Genomic DNA, 16,538 nt, shown 5'->3' with positions numbered 1-16,538 from the left:
GGTTCGCCAACGCAACAGCATCGCGTTGTGCCGACCCCAGGCCCCTCGCGATCGGCTTCGCTGGATCGCCGGAAAAGAAAACCTCCAATTATGTTCGCGAAAATTTTGCATCGGCCAGCCTTGGCCATCGTCGTCTCGCTGCTGATCTTACTGATGGGCGGACTGGCGATCGTCACGTTGCCGATCTCACAATTCCCGTCGGTCGCGCCGCCGAGCGTCCGCGTTTCGGTCTCCTATCCTGGTGCGAGCGCCAAGATCCTGATCGATTCGACGATGGTGATTCTCGAACAGGCGATCAACGGTGTTCCCAACATGCGATACATGCTGGGAGATGCGACGAGTGCCGGCGAGGGAACGATCCAAGTCATCTTTGAACCCGGGACCGATCCGAATGTGGCGGTGATGAACGTCAACAATCGGGTCCAGATGGTCAAGAACAACCTGCCCCCGATCGTGGAGCGGGAAGGGATCATCGTGATGCAGAACATGACCAGCATGTTGATGTATGTGAATGTCTTCAGCAAAGATCCAAACGTCGACCAAAACTTTCTCTACAACTACGCCACCGTCAACGTTCTCAACGAGATCAAACGGATTCCCGGCATCGGCAGCGCGACGATTCTTGGCAACCGCGCCTACGCCATGCGGGTCGAATTGGACCTCGACCGGATGCGTGCTTATAAGGTCGACGCGGAAGACGTCATGGAGGCGCTCGCCGATCAGAGCTTGATCGGATCGCCGGGGCGGCTGGGACAAGCGACAGGGCAAACTTCACAAACGCTGGAGTATGTGCTGACCTGGATCGGGCGTTACGACACACCGGAACAGTACGGGGACATTATTCTCAAAGCCAATTCCGAAGGAGAGATCCTGCGGATCAAGGATGTGGCAAAAGTCTCGCTCGGATCATCCTTCTACGACCTCTATTCCGACATCGACGGCTTGCCATCCGCTGCGATCGTACTCAAACAAACTCCGGGCTCCAACGCGGCGGAGGTGATCGAGAAGGTGAAGGAGAAGGTGGAACAGATCAAACAGGAATCGTTCCCGCCGGGGATGGACTATGCCGTCACTTACGACGTCTCCAACTTTCTCGACGCATCGATCGAAAAGGTGCTGCACACGTTGTTCGAAGCGTTCATCCTCGTTTCGCTTGTCGTCTTCCTGTTCCTCGGCGACGTCCGCAGCACGTTGATTCCCACGCTGGCCGTTCCGGTATCGTTGATCGGTACGTTCTTCTTCATGCTGATGTTTGGCATGTCGATCAACCTGATCACGCTTTTTGCGTTGGTCCTTGCGATCGGCGTCGTGGTCGACGATGCGATCGTGGTCGTCGAAGCGGTGCACGAAAAGATGCACACCAAACACCTCGGCCCCTATCAAGCGACGCAGGAGGTGATGCATGAGATCAGCGGAGCGATCATCGCGATCACGTTGGTGATGACCGCGGTCTTCATCCCGGTGACTTTCATGACCGGACCGGTCGGCGTCTTCTATCGCCAGTTCGCATTGACGATGGCGATGTCGATCGTGATCTCCGGTGTCGTCGCGCTGACGCTCACCCCCGTGCTGTGCGCGATGATCCTGAAACCACACGCCGATCACGAACAACAACGTGGGCTGATCGGACTGATCAATCGTGGCCTATCAAAAGTCGCAGGGCGCTACGCCTTTCTCATCCGCGGTTTGCTCTGCACGCTACTTGGCCTGTGCGTTGGAGCGGGGCTTTACACGCTGCTTCACAATCACTTCGTCCACGAACTGATCTCCGAGCAGATCGAACTGACGCCGATTCGCACCTGGATCCTCGTTGGCGGCGGCGCCTTGTTATCCATTTTTTCATTCCGTGCGATGTTTTCGGGAAGCGATGGCAGCAAGAAGAAGCGGGGACCATTGGGGATCTTTTTGCATCTGTTCGACCGCGGCGTGGAACATGTGACGGGTGGCTATGCAGCGATCCTGCGGCGGATCATCCCGCGTCGGATCTTGACGATGGGCGTCGTGGGCGGATTTGTCTATGGAATTCTCACCGTGACGCAGGTCCTGCCGACTGGATTTATTCCGTTGGAGGATCAGGGGATGATCTATGGCATCGTGCAGACGCCCCCCGGTTCGACGCTCGAATACACCAACGCCAAATGTCATGAGCTACAGAAAATATGCAACCAGATGGACGAGATCACCTCCGTCTCTTCGATCGCCGGTTACGAGGTGCTGACCGAAGGGCGGGGATCCAACGCGGGAACCTGTATTATCAACTTAAAACCTTGGGCCGATCGCGAACTGACATCCCGGCAAGTGATCGAGGAACTGGAGAAAAGAGGGGCGGACATCGCCAACGTAAAGCTTGAGTTTTTTGAGCCTCCCGCCGTACCAGGTTTTGGTGCCGCCGGCGGTTTCTCGGTAAACCTGCTCGATAAGACAAACAGCGGCGATTACCAGACGCTTGGCGAAGAGACGGACAAGTTCATGGAAGCGTTGGGGAAACGCAAGGAACTCAAAGGCCTATTCACCTTCTTCGCCTCCAATTACCCGCAATACGAGATCGTCATCGACAACGACGTGGCGATGCAGAAGGGTGTTTCGATTCGCGATGCGATGGACAATCTATCGATCGTCGTCGGCAGCACATGGGAACAGGGGTTTGTCCGCTTCGGCCAGTTCTACAAAGTCTATGTGCAAGCGGCGCCGGAGTTCCGCAGATATCCCGAAGACCTCGACAACATGTTCGTGCAAAACGATCGCGAGGAGATGGTCCCCTATTCCGCGTTCATGAAGATCAAGAAGAAGCAGGGGCTGAACGAGATCAGCCGCTACAACCTATATCCAACCGCTCCGATTCAAGGTGCACCGGCGGAGGGTTACAGCAGTGGTGAAGCGATCGCGGCGATCAAAGAAGTTGCCGCCGAAACGCTCCCCAAAGGCTTCGGCATCGACTGGCAGGGGCTTGCTTACGACGAAGCCAACGCGGGGAACACGGCGGTCTATATCTTTTTGATCGTCGTCGTCTTCGTCTATATGGTTCTCGTCGGGCAATACGAAAGCTTTCTCCTGCCGCTGGCCGTGATTACGTCGTTGCCGGTCGGCATCTTCGGCGCCTTCGCATTGCTGAAGGCGATGGGATTGTCGAACGATGTCTACTGCCAAATCGGTCTGGTGATGTTAGTCGGCCTGTTGGGAAAGAATGCGATTCTAATCATCGAGTTTGCGGTCCAACGCCGCCACGATGGACTTTCGATTGCCGAGGCGGGTATCGAGGGTGGACGCTTGCGTTTCCGCCCGATCTTGATGACCTCGTTTGCATTCATCGTCGGCATGGTGCCGTTGGTCCGCGCCAGCGGTGCCGGAGCGATTGGAAACCGCACGATCGGAACGACGGCTGCCGGCGGAATGCTGATGGGGACGCTGGCCGGCGTGCTGGTGATACCAGGACTCTATTACATCTTCGCCAAGCTGGCTGATGGCAAAAAATTGTTGAAAGATGAATCGGATCAGCCGCTTAGCGAGCGGATCGAATACGGTCCGCTGAACCCTCCCGAGCCCAATGCCTAGGTCGACGTGATGTGATAGCCGACGAGGACGCTGCGGAAACGCAAGCCGGCGCGGACTAAATAATCACCGCGTGAAACGTATCAAATTGTCACCGCCAGGGCCGCAGAGCCCCGGCCGTCGGTGGCGGGTGCGCCGACGAATCGAACAACTTGAGGACATGCCGATGGTACTTTGTGCCGTTTGTCCGGCTCGCATGCCTTACCCATGCAACCGGTAAAGCTGTCGCCGAACGACTGTCGAAAATAGAAGTAATGCGGGTCGTTCGGATCTGCATGATTTTGCAGACGCCGCGACCGGCGACGATTGGACAATCCGACGCGGCAACCGCATCGCTGACGTTCGGAAGTGCGACGACTACATGTTTGAGCCACAAGGAAGTGGTTAGCAACCAGGGGCTAAAAATCCTGGATCAGGATGTCAAGGATAAGACTGATGAACCGATCTGATAAACGCTCCAAATCGCAACTCAAACAGCGTGCTCTGCTTGCTGCAATCGTTACGGGTGCGGTGCTGGTACAACCGGGCTGTGGTATCCCTCAGCTCCGCGGTGCAAAGCCGGGGCAAGCGATGCCGGAAACCTACACTCGCCCCGCTTCGACCGGCAGCGAAAGTGTCAACTGGGACGTCGCAACCGCGATCCCGACCGAGCCCCCAACGGTCGACGCGGCCGAAGAGTCGAAGCCCTCCGAAGGCGGCTTGATTCGGCTGGCTGGATTCCTTCGCCAAGCGACGAAAATCGAACCAAATAAATCGGACGACAAAGATAAGACCGAGAACCAAGACGAACATGGAAAGCCTTCGGAAGATCAATCGGTAGTATCCCAAGCCGCCGACGATCCGATCAGCCTGTTCGCTCCCGCTGCGATGCCATCGGTCGACAGTTTTGATCTGGCCAATACCAGCGAAAACTCCGGCCAATTCGACTGGCATCAGTTCTTCGACGATCCCTTCCTGGCGGGCCTGATCGATCAAGCACTCGTCGGAAACCAGGAACTTCGGATCCTCGCCGAAGAGATTCAGATCGCCTGCAACGAGACCTATGCCCGCAGCGGCGAGTACCGGCCGTTCGTCGATGTCGGTGCCGGAGTTGGATTGGAGAAATCGGGAGAGCACACGCGTGCCGGTGCAGTCGAAGATCAACTGGAAGTCGCCCCCGGCCGCGGCTTCCCCGATCCCCTGCCCGACTTCCTGGTCGGTGCCAACGTCTCTTGGCAGCTGGACATCTGGAAGAAGCTGCGGAACGCACAAAGCGCCGCGGCGATGCGGTACCTGAGCACTCAAGAGGGGCGTAATTATGTCGTGACCGGCTTGGTCGCTGAGATCGCCGAGAACTACTACGAACTGTTGGCGCTCGACAACCGCTTAATGACGCTCGACAAGACGATCGAGATCCAGCAGAACAGCCTCAAGACCGCCGATGCGATGAAGGAAGCTGGACGCGGGACCGAGCTAGCGGTCCAACGGTTCCAAGCCGAGGTGCGAAAGAACCAGAGCGAAAAGTTGATCATCGAGCAAGAGATCGTCGAGGTCGAAAACCGCATCAACTTCCTCGTCGGTCGCTACCCGCAGCACGTTCAACGGATGTCAGTCGAATACATCGACCTGACGCTTCAATCGATCAGCGCCGGCGTCCCGGCTCAACTGTTGCAGAATCGCCCCGACATTCGCGCAGCGGAACGCGAACTGCAAGCTGCCGGACTGGACATCAAAGTCGCCAAGGCCCGCTTCTATCCGTCGCTGAATCTCAACGCCGGCGTCGGCTACCAAGCCTTCGCTGCCGGGTATCTGTTCCGTACGCCCGAATCGTTGATCTACAGTATCGGCGGCGATCTAGTCGCGCCGTTGATCAACAAGCGTGCGATCCAGGCGGCGTACCGCACGGCGAACGCCAAACAACTGCAAGCGGTCTACAACTATCAACAAACCGTTCTGAACGCCTACACCGAGGTAATCAATCAACTGACCAAGGTCTCCAACTACGGTAAGAGTATCGAGATCAAGAAGCAGCAATTGGCGTCGTTGGAAGCTTCGGTCGACAGCGCCACCAAGTTGTTCCAAAACGCCCGAGCGGAATATGTCGAAGTCCTGTTGGCTCAACGCGAGATGATGGAAGCCAAGATGTTGATCATCGACATCAAGCAGCAACAGTTATCGGCGACGATCTACGCCTACCAAGCCCTCGGCGGCAGCGGCGGCGGACCAGCGAACTTCAACTGATCGATCAGCGGTTATCATCCCATCAAAAACGGGCAACTAAAAAGGGGCGGGGCAACCAACGCCTCGATGCCAAATATTGCAAACGATCGTTTTGAGGGATCCCAAATAGCCAAACACTCCTGCTAAACGATGTCTGGCATCTGGAATGATTCACGGTAGCTGCCGCGAGCCATTTGATTCGCCTCCGTTGCGGCGACAAACTCTTCGGCTTGTGCATCGAACCGAAGCAACGGCCCAAGCTGATAAGAATCCTTCGACAGATTGACTCCCCCGGCGTCGACGAGATGACGTTTCATGTCGTCGAACGATTCGCTGGCGATGTTGTGCGCGGCAATTCCTTCGGGCGAACCGCTGAACGACGTCGGCTCGCCAAGGCGGTACGAGATGTTGCCGAGATGAGCCAAGACAGCGGTGCGATGCCCGTCGAGAACATCCGAAGCGAGTTCCGCTTGGTTTCGACTGCGAACGCAATCGATGAAGTTTTGGAAGTGCGCTCGCGCGTGATTTTCCGGCAGCCCGCTCGGCGGCGCTCCCACGATCGCTTCCCCTTGCGTCTTTCCATGGGGATAAAAGTGCCCCTCTCGGATCACTCCATCCGCCGTATGGAAATCGATGCTCATTTTCAGCGGCTTGTCGAAGTGAAGCCCACGCTGTTGGCAGACGAGTTTGGTTTCGCCAAAGTCATACAGCGTTAACTGAGTATTGGGTGTCTCGGCTTGGTCTTTGTATCCGTACCGGCCTCCCAGACTGATCACCGACTGCGGGCTGGCATTTTCCGGCATCGCCCAGCGAGCCATTTCGAATTCGTGGGAGCCCAAGTTTCCGATCTCTCCATTGCCGTATTCCCACATCCAGTGCCAGCGGTAATGGACCAAGTTGTCGCGAAAGGGATTCATCGGGCCGGGGCCAACCCACAGGTCGTAATCCAACTCGCGCGGTGGCGTCACGGGCGTCTTGATGCCAATGCTCTTCCGCGGACGGAAGATTTGAATGTTTGCGGTTTTCAGCTTCCCATATTTCCCCGCCCGAATATCGGCGGTATATGTCCTCCACTTTGGATCCGAACGCCACTGCGTGCCATGTTGGACGATCCGGTTATACTTTTCCGCCGCCTGCACCATGCGTCGGCCTTCGTAAATGTTGTGGCTGCATGGCTTTTCGACGTAGACATCTTTCCCCGCCTGACACGCCCAAACCGTCATCAGCGCGTGCCAATGATTTGGGGTGGCGATCGAGACGGCGTCGACTGTCGGATCATCCAGCACCCGGCGGATGTCTTGCACACACTTAGGCTTTTGCCCCGTCTGTCGCTCCAACCTCGCGCTACGCGATGCAAACAACCGACTGTCGGGATCGACGAGATGCGTGACCGCGACATCTTTGATCGCGGCGAACGATCCCATGTGGATCTGCCCGCGACCGTTGATTCCGGCAACTGCAACCCGCACGCGGTCGTTAGCTCCGATCACCTGGCCGGACGATTTCGTTCCGGAGATCGTTACCGAAGCCGCAAATCCGCTTGCCGCCGCTCGCTTCAAAAAACTCCGCCGTGAAGGTCGACTCATCATGGATCAATTCGCTTGCAAGGTAGGGTTCGTTGGTCTGAATCCGAGCTGCCGGGTATCCAATCCGTTACGCAGGGTTGTCCAGATCGGGAGTGACCGTTTTCAGATAAGGCCCCAGAGCTGCAAACTTCGCGTCCGCTTCCGCAATCTGAGCTTCACTCATTTTGAATTCCGACAACTTCGGCTCGGCGGGGATCGATTTTTTGGGGCCGTAGTTGCGAGACAGCAGGTTCTTGAAGACGCCACGCTTTTTCCAGATGTACAGATTGGTGCCTCGCAGGCTGCCCGGCTTCAGTCTCACCATCTGCGTGAACTTATCGAACAGGTCCTGCAGCGCCGCGGGATCATCACCGCTTTGCTGTAGATCCCAAAACCGAGTCAACACATCGGCATAGACAGCCCGTTCGGTGATCACACCCTCGGAGCCCAGTCGCGATTCCTGCAACCAATGAAATCCGCCTCGCGCACTGAACACGCGTCGCACCGGCGGCATCGCGGCCAGCGAGACTTTCATGCGTGCAAGGACGTTGCCAGCTTCTTCTTTGATGTAGCCGAAGTGCGGAAATTCGCGAGCCAGATCGATCATCAATTCTGGTGTGGGGAGTGGTCCCTTATAAGCAACGCCGCCGGTTGTTTGCAGGATGACAGGCCGGCGGGCGACGGCGGCTAGAGCTTTCCAATATTGCCGCAGATCCTCTTCGGACTTGCCCGAGTCGGGCGGCCGCGAGATGATCGCTTCGGGTTCGAGCTTTTCAGCATGCTCGGCGAAGGCGAGCATCTCGGCGGTGTCTTTACCCTGGACGCCTAAGCAGAGCGATGCAGGGAGATCGCGCGTGGTCTTCGCCAACACCTCCATCCCCTTCATCTTCTCTTCCGTCGTCAACAGATCGACGCTGTCGCCCGATTGCGGCCAGATCATTCCGGGGCATCCGCCCCAAGACACAAACTTTGCTTGCTGAGCCAGGACGTCGTAGTCGACTTCTCCCGATTCGGTGAAGGGAGTCGACAAAATGGGGAAGGGCCCGCGGACCTTGGGATCCGCTACCGCCGCATCGTCTGCCCCCTGCAAAGGAGACGCCGAAAACAAAGATCCGGCGGCCACGCTCGCTCCTCCCGCAGCCGTTGCTTTGATGATCGTCCTTCGCGAAATCCGTCGTTCAATATCCATGGTCCACCTCGTTGCTGCCAGAATCAATGTCGGTTAATACGTTAACATCGTGCTTGTGTCGGAGCAAACAAATCCATTGAGAAATGGATTGCTCAGCCGGTTCCAATGCCACTCGAAAACCAGGGAGCCTCACGCGGGGTTCCAATCGCTCGACCAACCACTTCGTCGCCGTCGCCGTCGCTTCGCGCCTCGCATTACTCGCTAACAGCAGTTCGACCAGCGACGCTCGATCTTTCGGAGACGTTGTATGAGTCTTGGATCTTGGCAGGCTAACGGTTCGTCAAACTTTGATTTTGGGACTGATGGTAGTTGACGAGGTTACGAGCTGTCGATTACCCACAAGTCATTGGTCTGGTCCGAAGGCTTGCCAGCAGAGGGCGAAGTCGAGCATTCGCCGCGTGCCTCGCCAGATCACTTCGGCTCCCGGCGGACCGTCGCCTTGGCGGTGATTGTAGCCGCCAAGGGTCGCAAGGACCGGGATGAATTGTGACAGCTCAGGAGCTTGCTTTGGGGGAGCCGTCTTTTCCACCACTTTCCAGACCGACTTCCATTCCGCTTCGCTGAAGACGACATCACAGGGAAGCTCTGGACACTCGCGGCCTAAGAAGGTCACAAACATGATCCGCCATGCGATCACTTTGTAAAACATCAACGCGCCGATCAGTCGGTCTCTCGCTTCGAGTTGAATCTCTTCGACCCGGCAGCCAGTTTTGAAAACTCGAAAGAATACTTCGATTGGCCAACGAGCCACATACAAATCCACAATCCGCAGCGTCTGGGCAATCGTGTCGACCGGCAGAGAACTCAGTAACAGCCAGTCGACTTCGGTTCCGTCGCCTGGGCCATCGATCTCGCTCACCCAAACGACACTGATCTCGACCGGCGGCATCGAAGACTGCTTGTTGTGTGGCGCACGAAGAGTCATCCGCTTCGCTCGAATTTCTAACTTCGCAGTGCGTGCTTCACGGCCGGGGTGTTGTTTGTTTCCTGATCCTTTGGTTCGCTCGGGCGTTTGGGGAAGCTGGACTTCGCGGTAAGCGACCGGCTGGGCGGATGCGATTTCGGCACGCATTTTCTTATAAGCCGCAGGCCCGCCATCGGGGTCTTTCTCCGGCAACGAGCGTTTTCGCTGCGAGCGAATGACGAACTGAGCCGGTGTTTCATGCTGATCGGCTTCGACGAAAATGTCGTAGATGTCTCCTTCGCGATCGGCCAGCGAAACGATCTGAGTTTCAGGACATTTTCCGGCGATCTCGCAGGCCTTGCGATAACCATCGAGCCATCGTTGCCCTTCGCCGGTGTGTAGTGGTTGGCCTTCTCGCTTCTTGCTGGTGCCGAGCGATTCTTTGTCGCGATCGTAGAACTTAACACCGACCACCCCGAGACAAAGTTTCTCCGGCGTGAAGGCGATGTGGGAATGATCGTAAAGTCCACGGCGGCCTAAGCGATCGAGATTGCGGACGCCTTCGGGCGGATGCGCGGTGTAGTCCAGTTCGGTGGTATCTTGTGCGATGCAAACGGTGTCTTGGGCTTTGATTCGTTGGAGTGTCTTTTCAGCGTGAGCCCCGAGAATGGCTTCGGGATCGACGTTGGGGTTATCGAATAGACGGTAGGCGGCTTTGGTTTCGTCCCAGCCACTGCAAGCTTCGTTGATACTGGCCGAAGGGTTGGCCGCCAGCGAGGCGAGCAACGCTTCGGCTCGATCGTTGAGACGTTTGTCTCCAAGTTGAATATCTTGAAATTCGTATGCGATACTGGTCGGTTGCATGCTTTCACCTTGAGATTCCATTGTGCAAAATGAAATACTACAAACGCAAATACCGTGCCAAAACGAGCTGTTTTTGCGGCGACTTGTGGGTAATCAACAGGAGGTTACGAGTCCCCATAATGTCTGGTGCGAAAGGACTCGTGACCTCGTCCACTACCCTGAAGATTAGTGTGGACACTGTACCGTTATGCGATGACACGCTGCATCGACGAATCGTTGAAATTATCGCTCGATCACGTCCTCGTTCTTGGGAACCCATCTGTATGTCCAACTGCATCGCTGCCAACACGCGTCCATTGCTTGCAGTGTTAGTCCGCACGCAGTTGCTGCGACGGATTAGCAGAAAAGTTGCTCAGCTCGGCTTGCTTGTCGTTCTTTTTGCGACTCCAGCGGATGCCCAGCCGTTGCAGAGAGTGCGTGTTTCCGATGACGGCAAACACTTTGCGATTGGAGAGTCCCAGCAGCGGTTTGTTGTCTGGGGTGTGAACTACGATCACAACAGTCGAGGTGAACTGCTCGACGAGTACTGGATTGAGCGTTGGGAGGAAGTCGTCGAAGACTTTGCAGAGATCAAAGCGCTCGGAGCGAATTGCGTCCGGATCCATCTGCAGATCGGCAAGTTTATGAACGCAGCGGACCAACCGAATCAAACCGCACTGGATCAGCTGGCCAAACTGTTAAAGCTGGCGGAGGAAACCGGACTCTACCTCGATATCACCGGGCTTGCGTGTTACCACAAAGCCAATGTTCCGGAATGGTTCGACCGCCTGAGTGAACAGGACCGTTGGAAAACACAGGCCTTGTTCTGGGGATCGATTGCCCAGGTTTGCCGCAACAGTCCCGCCGTGTTTTGTTACGACCTGATGAACGAACCGATCCTGCCGGGCAAAAGGAAATCCGGAGAACCGGCGGAATCGCAGTGGCTGGGTGGCGAACTGGGAGGCAAGTTCTTTGTGCAACGCTTGGCGCTCGATCTGGCGGGACGAACGCGTCAGCAAGTCGCCAAAGCGTGGGTCGATCAGATGGTCGACGCGATCCGCGATCAGGATGAAGATCACATGATCACCGTGGGAGTCATCCCGTGGGTCTTTGTATTTGGTGGGGGGAAGCCGTTCTTCTATTCACCAGAGGTCGGCGAGCGGCTCGATTTCGTATCGGTCCACTTCTATCCCGAGAAGGGGCAAGTGGAAGAAGCGATCACCGCATTACGAGCCTACGACATTGGAAAGCCACTGGTAGTTGAAGAGATGTTTCCGATGAAGTGCTCCGTAGCAGAACTCGCGGAATTCGTATCGCAATCGTCCGAGTTCACCGACGGTTGGATCAGTTTCTATTGGGGCAAGACAGCTGATCAGCTAAATCAAAAATCGAATCCAACGATCGCTGAAACCATCACCGCCTCCTGGCTGCAGCGTTTCCAGGCGATGGCCGAGCAAGTGACAAAGACGAAATAGCAATCGCACGCGGCACCGAGCAAGCAAACACCATGCGCAAATCCCGTAGCGCAACTCGTCAAGAGTTTCGGGCCCCACCCGCCGTAGAGGCCACCCACCGTGAATCGAAAGTCTTGACGACTTCCGCTACCGTCAGAACCACGATGCCTTAAAAAAATGCTGCACGGCATTCCCTGACGGGGGCGCACAGCCATCTGCAATCCCGTCGGGATTGCCCCGCGAGAAGGGGCCTCGCAAACCGGAGGTGCGCCGCTACGCATCGACCTCCGGCTACCGTCTTGGGTCCCTTCGGGAACGCCGCGTTGATGTAACAAAGATCCCGACGGCAACGATCGAGTAGGGTGAGCCAGCGGAGCGACCGCTGACTCAGCCCTCTCACAGAACCGTACGTACGGGTCCGTATACGGCTCCTGTTTTACTTGCCTAGGTTAATCCAGGAAGGCCTCCAGTCTCCAATTCGGTCAAGTCAAACAGGCCAAGTTCCGCCAGGAAGCCATTGCTGATGGCCATACTGGCGTAAGAACTACGCGACGTACGCCACGCGGTCATTCGCATCTTCTGGAGGTCACCACGTACGCCGACCTGCCGCAAGCGGCGAATCAGACGCGTCGGTTTCTTCCACAACGCGAGTTGCTTGGCCCGTAATCGTCGCCGAATCCATCTAGCCAACTCGCGATACAGACCTTTGCAGTTCGCCATCCGGAAGTAGCTGCCCCAGCCGCGAAGCACCGGATTCAGGTCAGCAATGACCTTCTCCAAGTTCACCGGGCTGTTCTTGCGAGTGATCACTTTGACCTTCGCCTTGAAGGCCGCGACTTTCTCGGCAGCAATGCGGGTGTGCATGCTGCCGATCACGACGCCCAAGAACTTCACACCCTCACAGGCTGAAGTCAGGTGCGTCTTATCGCGATTGACGGTCAACTTCAAATCACCTTCCAGAATCTCCACTGCAACGCTCATCGCATGAGCCGCCGATCGCTTGCTCCGACACAGGATCAGAATGTCATCGGCATACCGAACGATTCGGTAACCACGACGCATCATCTCCTGGTCGAAAGCATCCAGGTAAATATTGGCGATCAGGGGACTGACAACACCGCCTTGCGGGCTGCCAAGCTCCGTCGCCTCCCAGACACCTTCGTTCATCACTCCGCTGGTCAAAAACATTTTGATCAGATTCAAAATGCTGCCATCGGTCACCCGACGACGGATCGACGAGAGAATCAAGCCGTGATCCAACCGGTCAAAGCATTTCGAGAGATCCATATCGACGACTTGGTCGAGACCATATCGCCGGATGAACATCGTTGCTTTGGCGACTGCCTGTTGGCAACTGCGGCCCGGTCGGTAACCGTAGCTTGATGGATGAAAGTCAGGATCAAAGATCGGCTGCAGGATGTCCAGCAACGCTTGCTGGACGACTCGGTCGCGAACTGTTGGGATGCCAAGATGCCGCTGGCCGCCTTCCGGTTTCGGGATCGAAACTCGGCGGACCGCACTGGGCCGGTAAGTCTTGCTCCGCAGTTCGCTCACCAACCGCGTCAGCTCCCCCAGTAAATCAGCTTCAAACGCATCGATCGCTTGCCCGTCGATGCCAGGTGCACCCTTGGCACGTCGGACTTTCTCGAACGCGCGAGCCAAAGCTCGGCGATCAAGCAGTCGGTCGTAGAGGCTGTAGTAGGTTCGCTTCATGACTGTCGGTCGGTGGTCTTTCGTTGGGTCGATCGCTTTCTGTCGAATCGGTTGGCAGGGTGGCGGTTCACTCAGCCGACGCCTCGTGTGCTATTCCAGTAAAGGACAATCGCGAGGCGTCGAGTTTGCTGAGTTACTTCCACGCCGACGGACGAATCGAGCAGCTTAGCAGTTCCTCGCATCGCCACTGTGGACCGGTCCCCGGAGTCTTCGATCTCTCCGGATCGTGTCGGCTGCCGGTTGTTCGTTTTCGGTGTTCTCTCCAATCACAAATAAAACTTCACCCCTTCGCATCCAGTGATGACCTTTTGAGTCATCTCTGTCCGGCGTGACTCGCTTCGGTTACCGCCGATGCTTTGCACGTCGTCGCCACGGTTTTGTCCTCCAGACTGTTACCAGCTTTCACGGGCCGCGACTTATTCACTACTACGGGTTCATCTGACTCCTGACACCACATCGATCGCTTCTTGTGTTTCCACTTGAAGCGACCTTACCGGCTTCTCACGCTTCGCCTTTGGGGGAGCTAACGCGGCCACGGATAATGTCAGGTCTCCCCAGTTACTGCACTGGCTCCCTGACGATGATGACGTCCCCAAACACTTCCGGCGGCTGTTCATGTATCGGGCATCGCGACTTTTTGCACGCTCGCCCCCGCCGGCAGCCGAATCGGGTTCGCTTTCGCTACGTTCCATCGTCCTCCTATCGCTTCCTTCAGACCCGCAGTCACCGGCGGAACCCTTGCGAGTCGGATTCAATTCCCCATGAACAGGGCTTGGTCGGTGACAAGCACCGACTGGGTTTGCCAGCTTCGCTGGGCAAACAAAAAAGCCGCCTGCCAAAGTTTGGCAAGCGGCTTTTTGATGGAGGCGGCGGGAATCATATTTACAGCTAACTCAACGCCGTTCGGAAATGCCTCAAGTCGTTTCCAGCAAATACTTTACGGGTGATTCGCAGCACTGCTCCATGCTGGCAGGGAAGTTCTTTATCAGAAGATCGGCTGCCTGCTATCAGATGATCGACTCCTTAGGACGCAGGGTGGGAGCTAATCGCCGCCGCCCTACGATATGAAAAACCGCCAAGCAAGCTACCTATTCCAGTTAGTAATCTGCTTTCGGATGGATTCTGTTAATCATTGCCTTCACTGTCGGAAAGTAGAATGCATCAATCAAGGTAGCAGCAAACAACATTCGATCGCTGCTGATCCACATCGCCGAACTCCTGTCATCGCAACAAGAGATTGATTTTTCAGTCCAAGGAAAAAAGGTGTAGTCCAATGGGCAATAACAATGCGAGACAAAACCGACATCGCCGACTGCGACGACGAAACAAAAGCAGGCGTCTTATTCACTCTGAGCTACCGCATTTGGCAACAGTGCCGCTCGCTTGGTTGGACGGAGAATACCCGATTGTCCAGGATCGAACGGGCCTGCTTTTGCAGATTGGGGGCAATCATTTCGTGATGACGGCAGCCCACGATTGGCCATGCGAGCACGACAACCCTGGCAGTTTTGAGTGGTTTGCTTCGACCTCCGATCACTTTCGGCACCTGCCAAGCGATCGAGGGGAGGAAAGCGTTCCTCTTCACTTCAAGCAGGCATTTTTCCTAGACGAGAAGACTCTCGATGTCGTTCTGTTCGAGCTTTGCAAACCAACGGTGCAGCAACTTCGCAAGAAAAAGAAATTCATAGCGCAACGTGATCTTGTCGCCCCCATATCACCGGCGTGGAAATGCGAGATCTACGGATTCCCACTGCTATTAAGTGACGCTGGACAGGCTGGACAACCACATCTGCCAGTGCTCGTTCAACGACTGAACATTGGATGTGAACTGGCGGATACGGCAAAGCACTCAGAAGCACCTGAACATCACATGCTTTTGGAGCTACCGGAAAAAGTCTTAGGCACACCTGTACACTCGACAATGCAGGTCAGACTCGAATTCAACGAATTCGTTGGGATAAGTGGTGGTGGGATCTGGGTTCGCCAAGCTCATGCTTCACGACGAAGGCTTCGACTGGCTGGAATGTTTCGAGCCGTTAGGTCATTGGAGCCAATTGCAATCGGCACTCGGATCGATAACGTCATCAACGCTCTTGCGGCGCTACATGATGGCATACCGCCGATGTGAACAACGGCTGCTAGTAAACTAATATCTAAAAAACACAACACACACTACTACTATAAGACAAAGGCCGTCTACCACTTCGTGGCAGACGGCCAAGTTATGTAACCGGGAGATTACAATGTATAGTAGTACAAACACCGATCTTTTTCAGAGAGAACCTTCGCCCTATTCGAGCTACGACATTCCACCGGAATCGTGGACCGAGTCGATTCCAAGCTACACACGCTGTGCGTCGAAATTAGCTCGTTGTGTGGATCGTGCTCGAAGAGCGTACGGGATACGCCTTCTTCAACACGTCACGATCAACTTCAAAGATTTTCAATCACCGACCGATGTCCGATCCAATTGGAATCGAGTGAAGCGACGACTTGATGCGGCAGGGATTGTTGCGTTCTGGGTGCGTGAGGCGGGAAGGTCTAACAAAGTTCACTATCACTTACTCGTGACCAATTCGTGGCCACCAGATGTTATTAAGACGACCTGCCTGGACGCATTGAAGGACGACCCTTCGAGAACGTCTATTAAGCGGATTGATAACCCCTGGCTCTGCACCAGATACGTGCTCAAGGCGAGGGTAGCGAAAGGTGAGAACTCAGACATTTTTCGCAAGAAGCGACGGCTCTTCGTTCCCAAGACAGGATTGCGGAAACACGGAACCATTGGAAAGTTTTGGCCAGTAAGCATCGCTGAGATTCGGCAGTATTTCAGAGCGAAAGAGCGACGTTTAAGACTCAATTATCGTAAGGCATTTGCTTTCTCATTGTGGATGCATGATCGATGCAAGTGTGACAAACCAATCTACTCGATTCAGCGACGTGTGGCCTATCGTTGGGAAACGTTTGAGCCGTGGGCGAGCAGAGTTGGACTTGCATGAGCGGACTGGCCCGAGCGAAGTGAGGGCCTTTCCTATGTGCACAAGAAAAAGCATCGGGTTCGCTTCATCGTTCTTATTAAGGAACGCAACCAGATCCAGCCCGATGCTCATATCATGTAGCTC

Annotated in this window: 10 protein-coding genes; 5 read left to right on the top strand and 5 right to left on the bottom strand. The window is 55.7% G+C overall.

The window, feature by feature from the left end; translation table 11 throughout:
- Positions 1 to 90: 90 nt before the first annotated feature.
- From CA51_RS10310 to CA51_RS10300, 3 genes are all read left to right on the top strand, one after another.
- Positions 91 to 3,552 carry an efflux RND transporter permease subunit gene (locus CA51_RS10310; protein WP_145120259.1) on the top strand — a complete coding sequence of 1,154 codons (3,462 nt, stop codon included), beginning with the start codon at positions 91 to 93 and terminating at the stop codon, positions 3,550 to 3,552.
- 251 nt (positions 3,553 to 3,803) lie between these two features.
- On the top strand, positions 3,804 to 3,998 hold the full coding sequence (locus CA51_RS10305; protein WP_145120257.1) for a hypothetical protein: 195 nt from the start codon (positions 3,804 to 3,806) through the stop codon (positions 3,996 to 3,998).
- Positions 3,985 to 5,769 (top strand): TolC family protein, encoded by a 1,785-nt coding sequence (locus CA51_RS10300; RefSeq protein WP_231746105.1) that lies wholly within the window; start codon positions 3,985 to 3,987, stop codon positions 5,767 to 5,769. Before CA51_RS10305 ends, CA51_RS10300 begins: the two co-directional genes overlap by 14 nt.
- Positions 5,770 to 5,891: 122 nt before the next feature.
- On the opposite strand, the gene CA51_RS10295 is transcribed toward CA51_RS10300, so the two are convergent.
- The 3 genes from CA51_RS10295 to CA51_RS10285 all read right to left on the bottom strand — a co-directional run bounded on the left by CA51_RS10295 (position 5,892) and on the right by CA51_RS10285 (position 10,270).
- Positions 5,892 to 7,334, bottom strand: a complete 1,443-nt coding sequence (locus CA51_RS10295) for a Gfo/Idh/MocA family protein (RefSeq protein ID WP_231746104.1) — start codon at positions 7,332 to 7,334, stop codon at positions 5,892 to 5,894.
- A 67-nt stretch (positions 7,335 to 7,401) separates the two neighbouring features.
- Positions 7,402 to 8,502, bottom strand: coding sequence for a dihydrodipicolinate synthase family protein (locus CA51_RS10290; protein ID WP_145124103.1), 1,101 nt, complete (start codon positions 8,500 to 8,502; stop codon positions 7,402 to 7,404).
- A gap of 343 nt (positions 8,503 to 8,845) precedes the next feature.
- Entirely contained in the window at positions 8,846 to 10,270 is a 1,425-nt protein-coding gene (locus tag CA51_RS10285; RefSeq protein ID WP_197451484.1) for an IS4 family transposase, read from the bottom strand.
- 263 nt (positions 10,271 to 10,533) lie between these two features.
- On the opposite strand from CA51_RS10285, the gene CA51_RS10280 reads away from it, so the two are divergent.
- Positions 10,534 to 11,724, top strand: coding sequence for a cellulase family glycosylhydrolase (locus tag CA51_RS10280; protein ID WP_145120253.1), 1,191 nt, complete (start codon positions 10,534 to 10,536; stop codon positions 11,722 to 11,724).
- 423 nt (positions 11,725 to 12,147) lie between these two features.
- On the opposite strand, the gene ltrA is transcribed toward CA51_RS10280, so the two are convergent.
- Both ltrA and CA51_RS26350 read right to left on the bottom strand, forming a co-directional pair.
- The gene (gene ltrA, locus CA51_RS10275; protein ID WP_145120251.1) at positions 12,148 to 13,416 is read right to left on the bottom strand and encodes a group II intron reverse transcriptase/maturase; all 1,269 of its coding nucleotides are present in this window, start codon (positions 13,414 to 13,416) and stop codon (positions 12,148 to 12,150) included.
- A gap of 751 nt (positions 13,417 to 14,167) precedes the next feature.
- Positions 14,168 to 14,296 carry a hypothetical protein gene (locus CA51_RS26350; RefSeq protein ID WP_261343076.1) on the bottom strand — a complete coding sequence of 43 codons (129 nt, stop codon included), beginning with the start codon at positions 14,294 to 14,296 and terminating at the stop codon, positions 14,168 to 14,170.
- 393 nt (positions 14,297 to 14,689) lie between these two features.
- On the opposite strand from CA51_RS26350, the gene CA51_RS10270 reads away from it, so the two are divergent.
- Positions 14,690 to 15,544: a hypothetical protein gene (locus CA51_RS10270; RefSeq protein WP_145120249.1), complete on the top strand. Its 855-nt coding sequence runs from the start codon at positions 14,690 to 14,692 to the stop codon at positions 15,542 to 15,544.
- Positions 15,545 to 16,538: the final 994 nt, after the last annotated feature.

Origin of the sequence: Rosistilla oblonga (assembly GCF_007751715.1) — a bacterium.
In the GTDB taxonomy this organism is placed as follows: domain Bacteria; phylum Planctomycetota; class Planctomycetia; order Pirellulales; family Pirellulaceae; genus Rosistilla; species Rosistilla oblonga.
Note: the sequence above shows the minus strand (reverse complement) of the source record. Positions and strands in the feature narration are given on the sequence as shown.

Coding starts and splice junctions, on each gene's coding strand:
- CA51_RS10270 (WP_145120249.1), top strand. CDS start 14,690: ATGGGCAATAACAATGCGAGACAAAACCGACATCGCCGACTGCGACGA.
- CA51_RS10280 (WP_145120253.1), top strand. CDS start 10,534: ATGTCCAACTGCATCGCTGCCAACACGCGTCCATTGCTTGCAGTGTTA.
- ltrA (WP_145120251.1), bottom strand. CDS start 13,416: ATGAAGCGAACCTACTACAGCCTCTACGACCGACTGCTTGATCGCCGA.
- CA51_RS26350 (WP_261343076.1), bottom strand. CDS start 14,296: ATGATTCCCGCCGCCTCCATCAAAAAGCCGCTTGCCAAACTTTGGCAG.
- CA51_RS10295 (WP_231746104.1), bottom strand. CDS start 7,334: ATGAGTCGACCTTCACGGCGGAGTTTTTTGAAGCGAGCGGCGGCAAGC.
- CA51_RS10285 (WP_197451484.1), bottom strand. CDS start 10,270: ATGCAACCGACCAGTATCGCATACGAATTTCAAGATATTCAACTTGGA.
- CA51_RS10305 (WP_145120257.1), top strand. CDS start 3,804: ATGCGGGTCGTTCGGATCTGCATGATTTTGCAGACGCCGCGACCGGCG.
- CA51_RS10300 (WP_231746105.1), top strand. CDS start 3,985: ATGAACCGATCTGATAAACGCTCCAAATCGCAACTCAAACAGCGTGCT.
- CA51_RS10310 (WP_145120259.1), top strand. CDS start 91: ATGTTCGCGAAAATTTTGCATCGGCCAGCCTTGGCCATCGTCGTCTCG.
- CA51_RS10290 (WP_145124103.1), bottom strand. CDS start 8,502: ATGGATATTGAACGACGGATTTCGCGAAGGACGATCATCAAAGCAACG.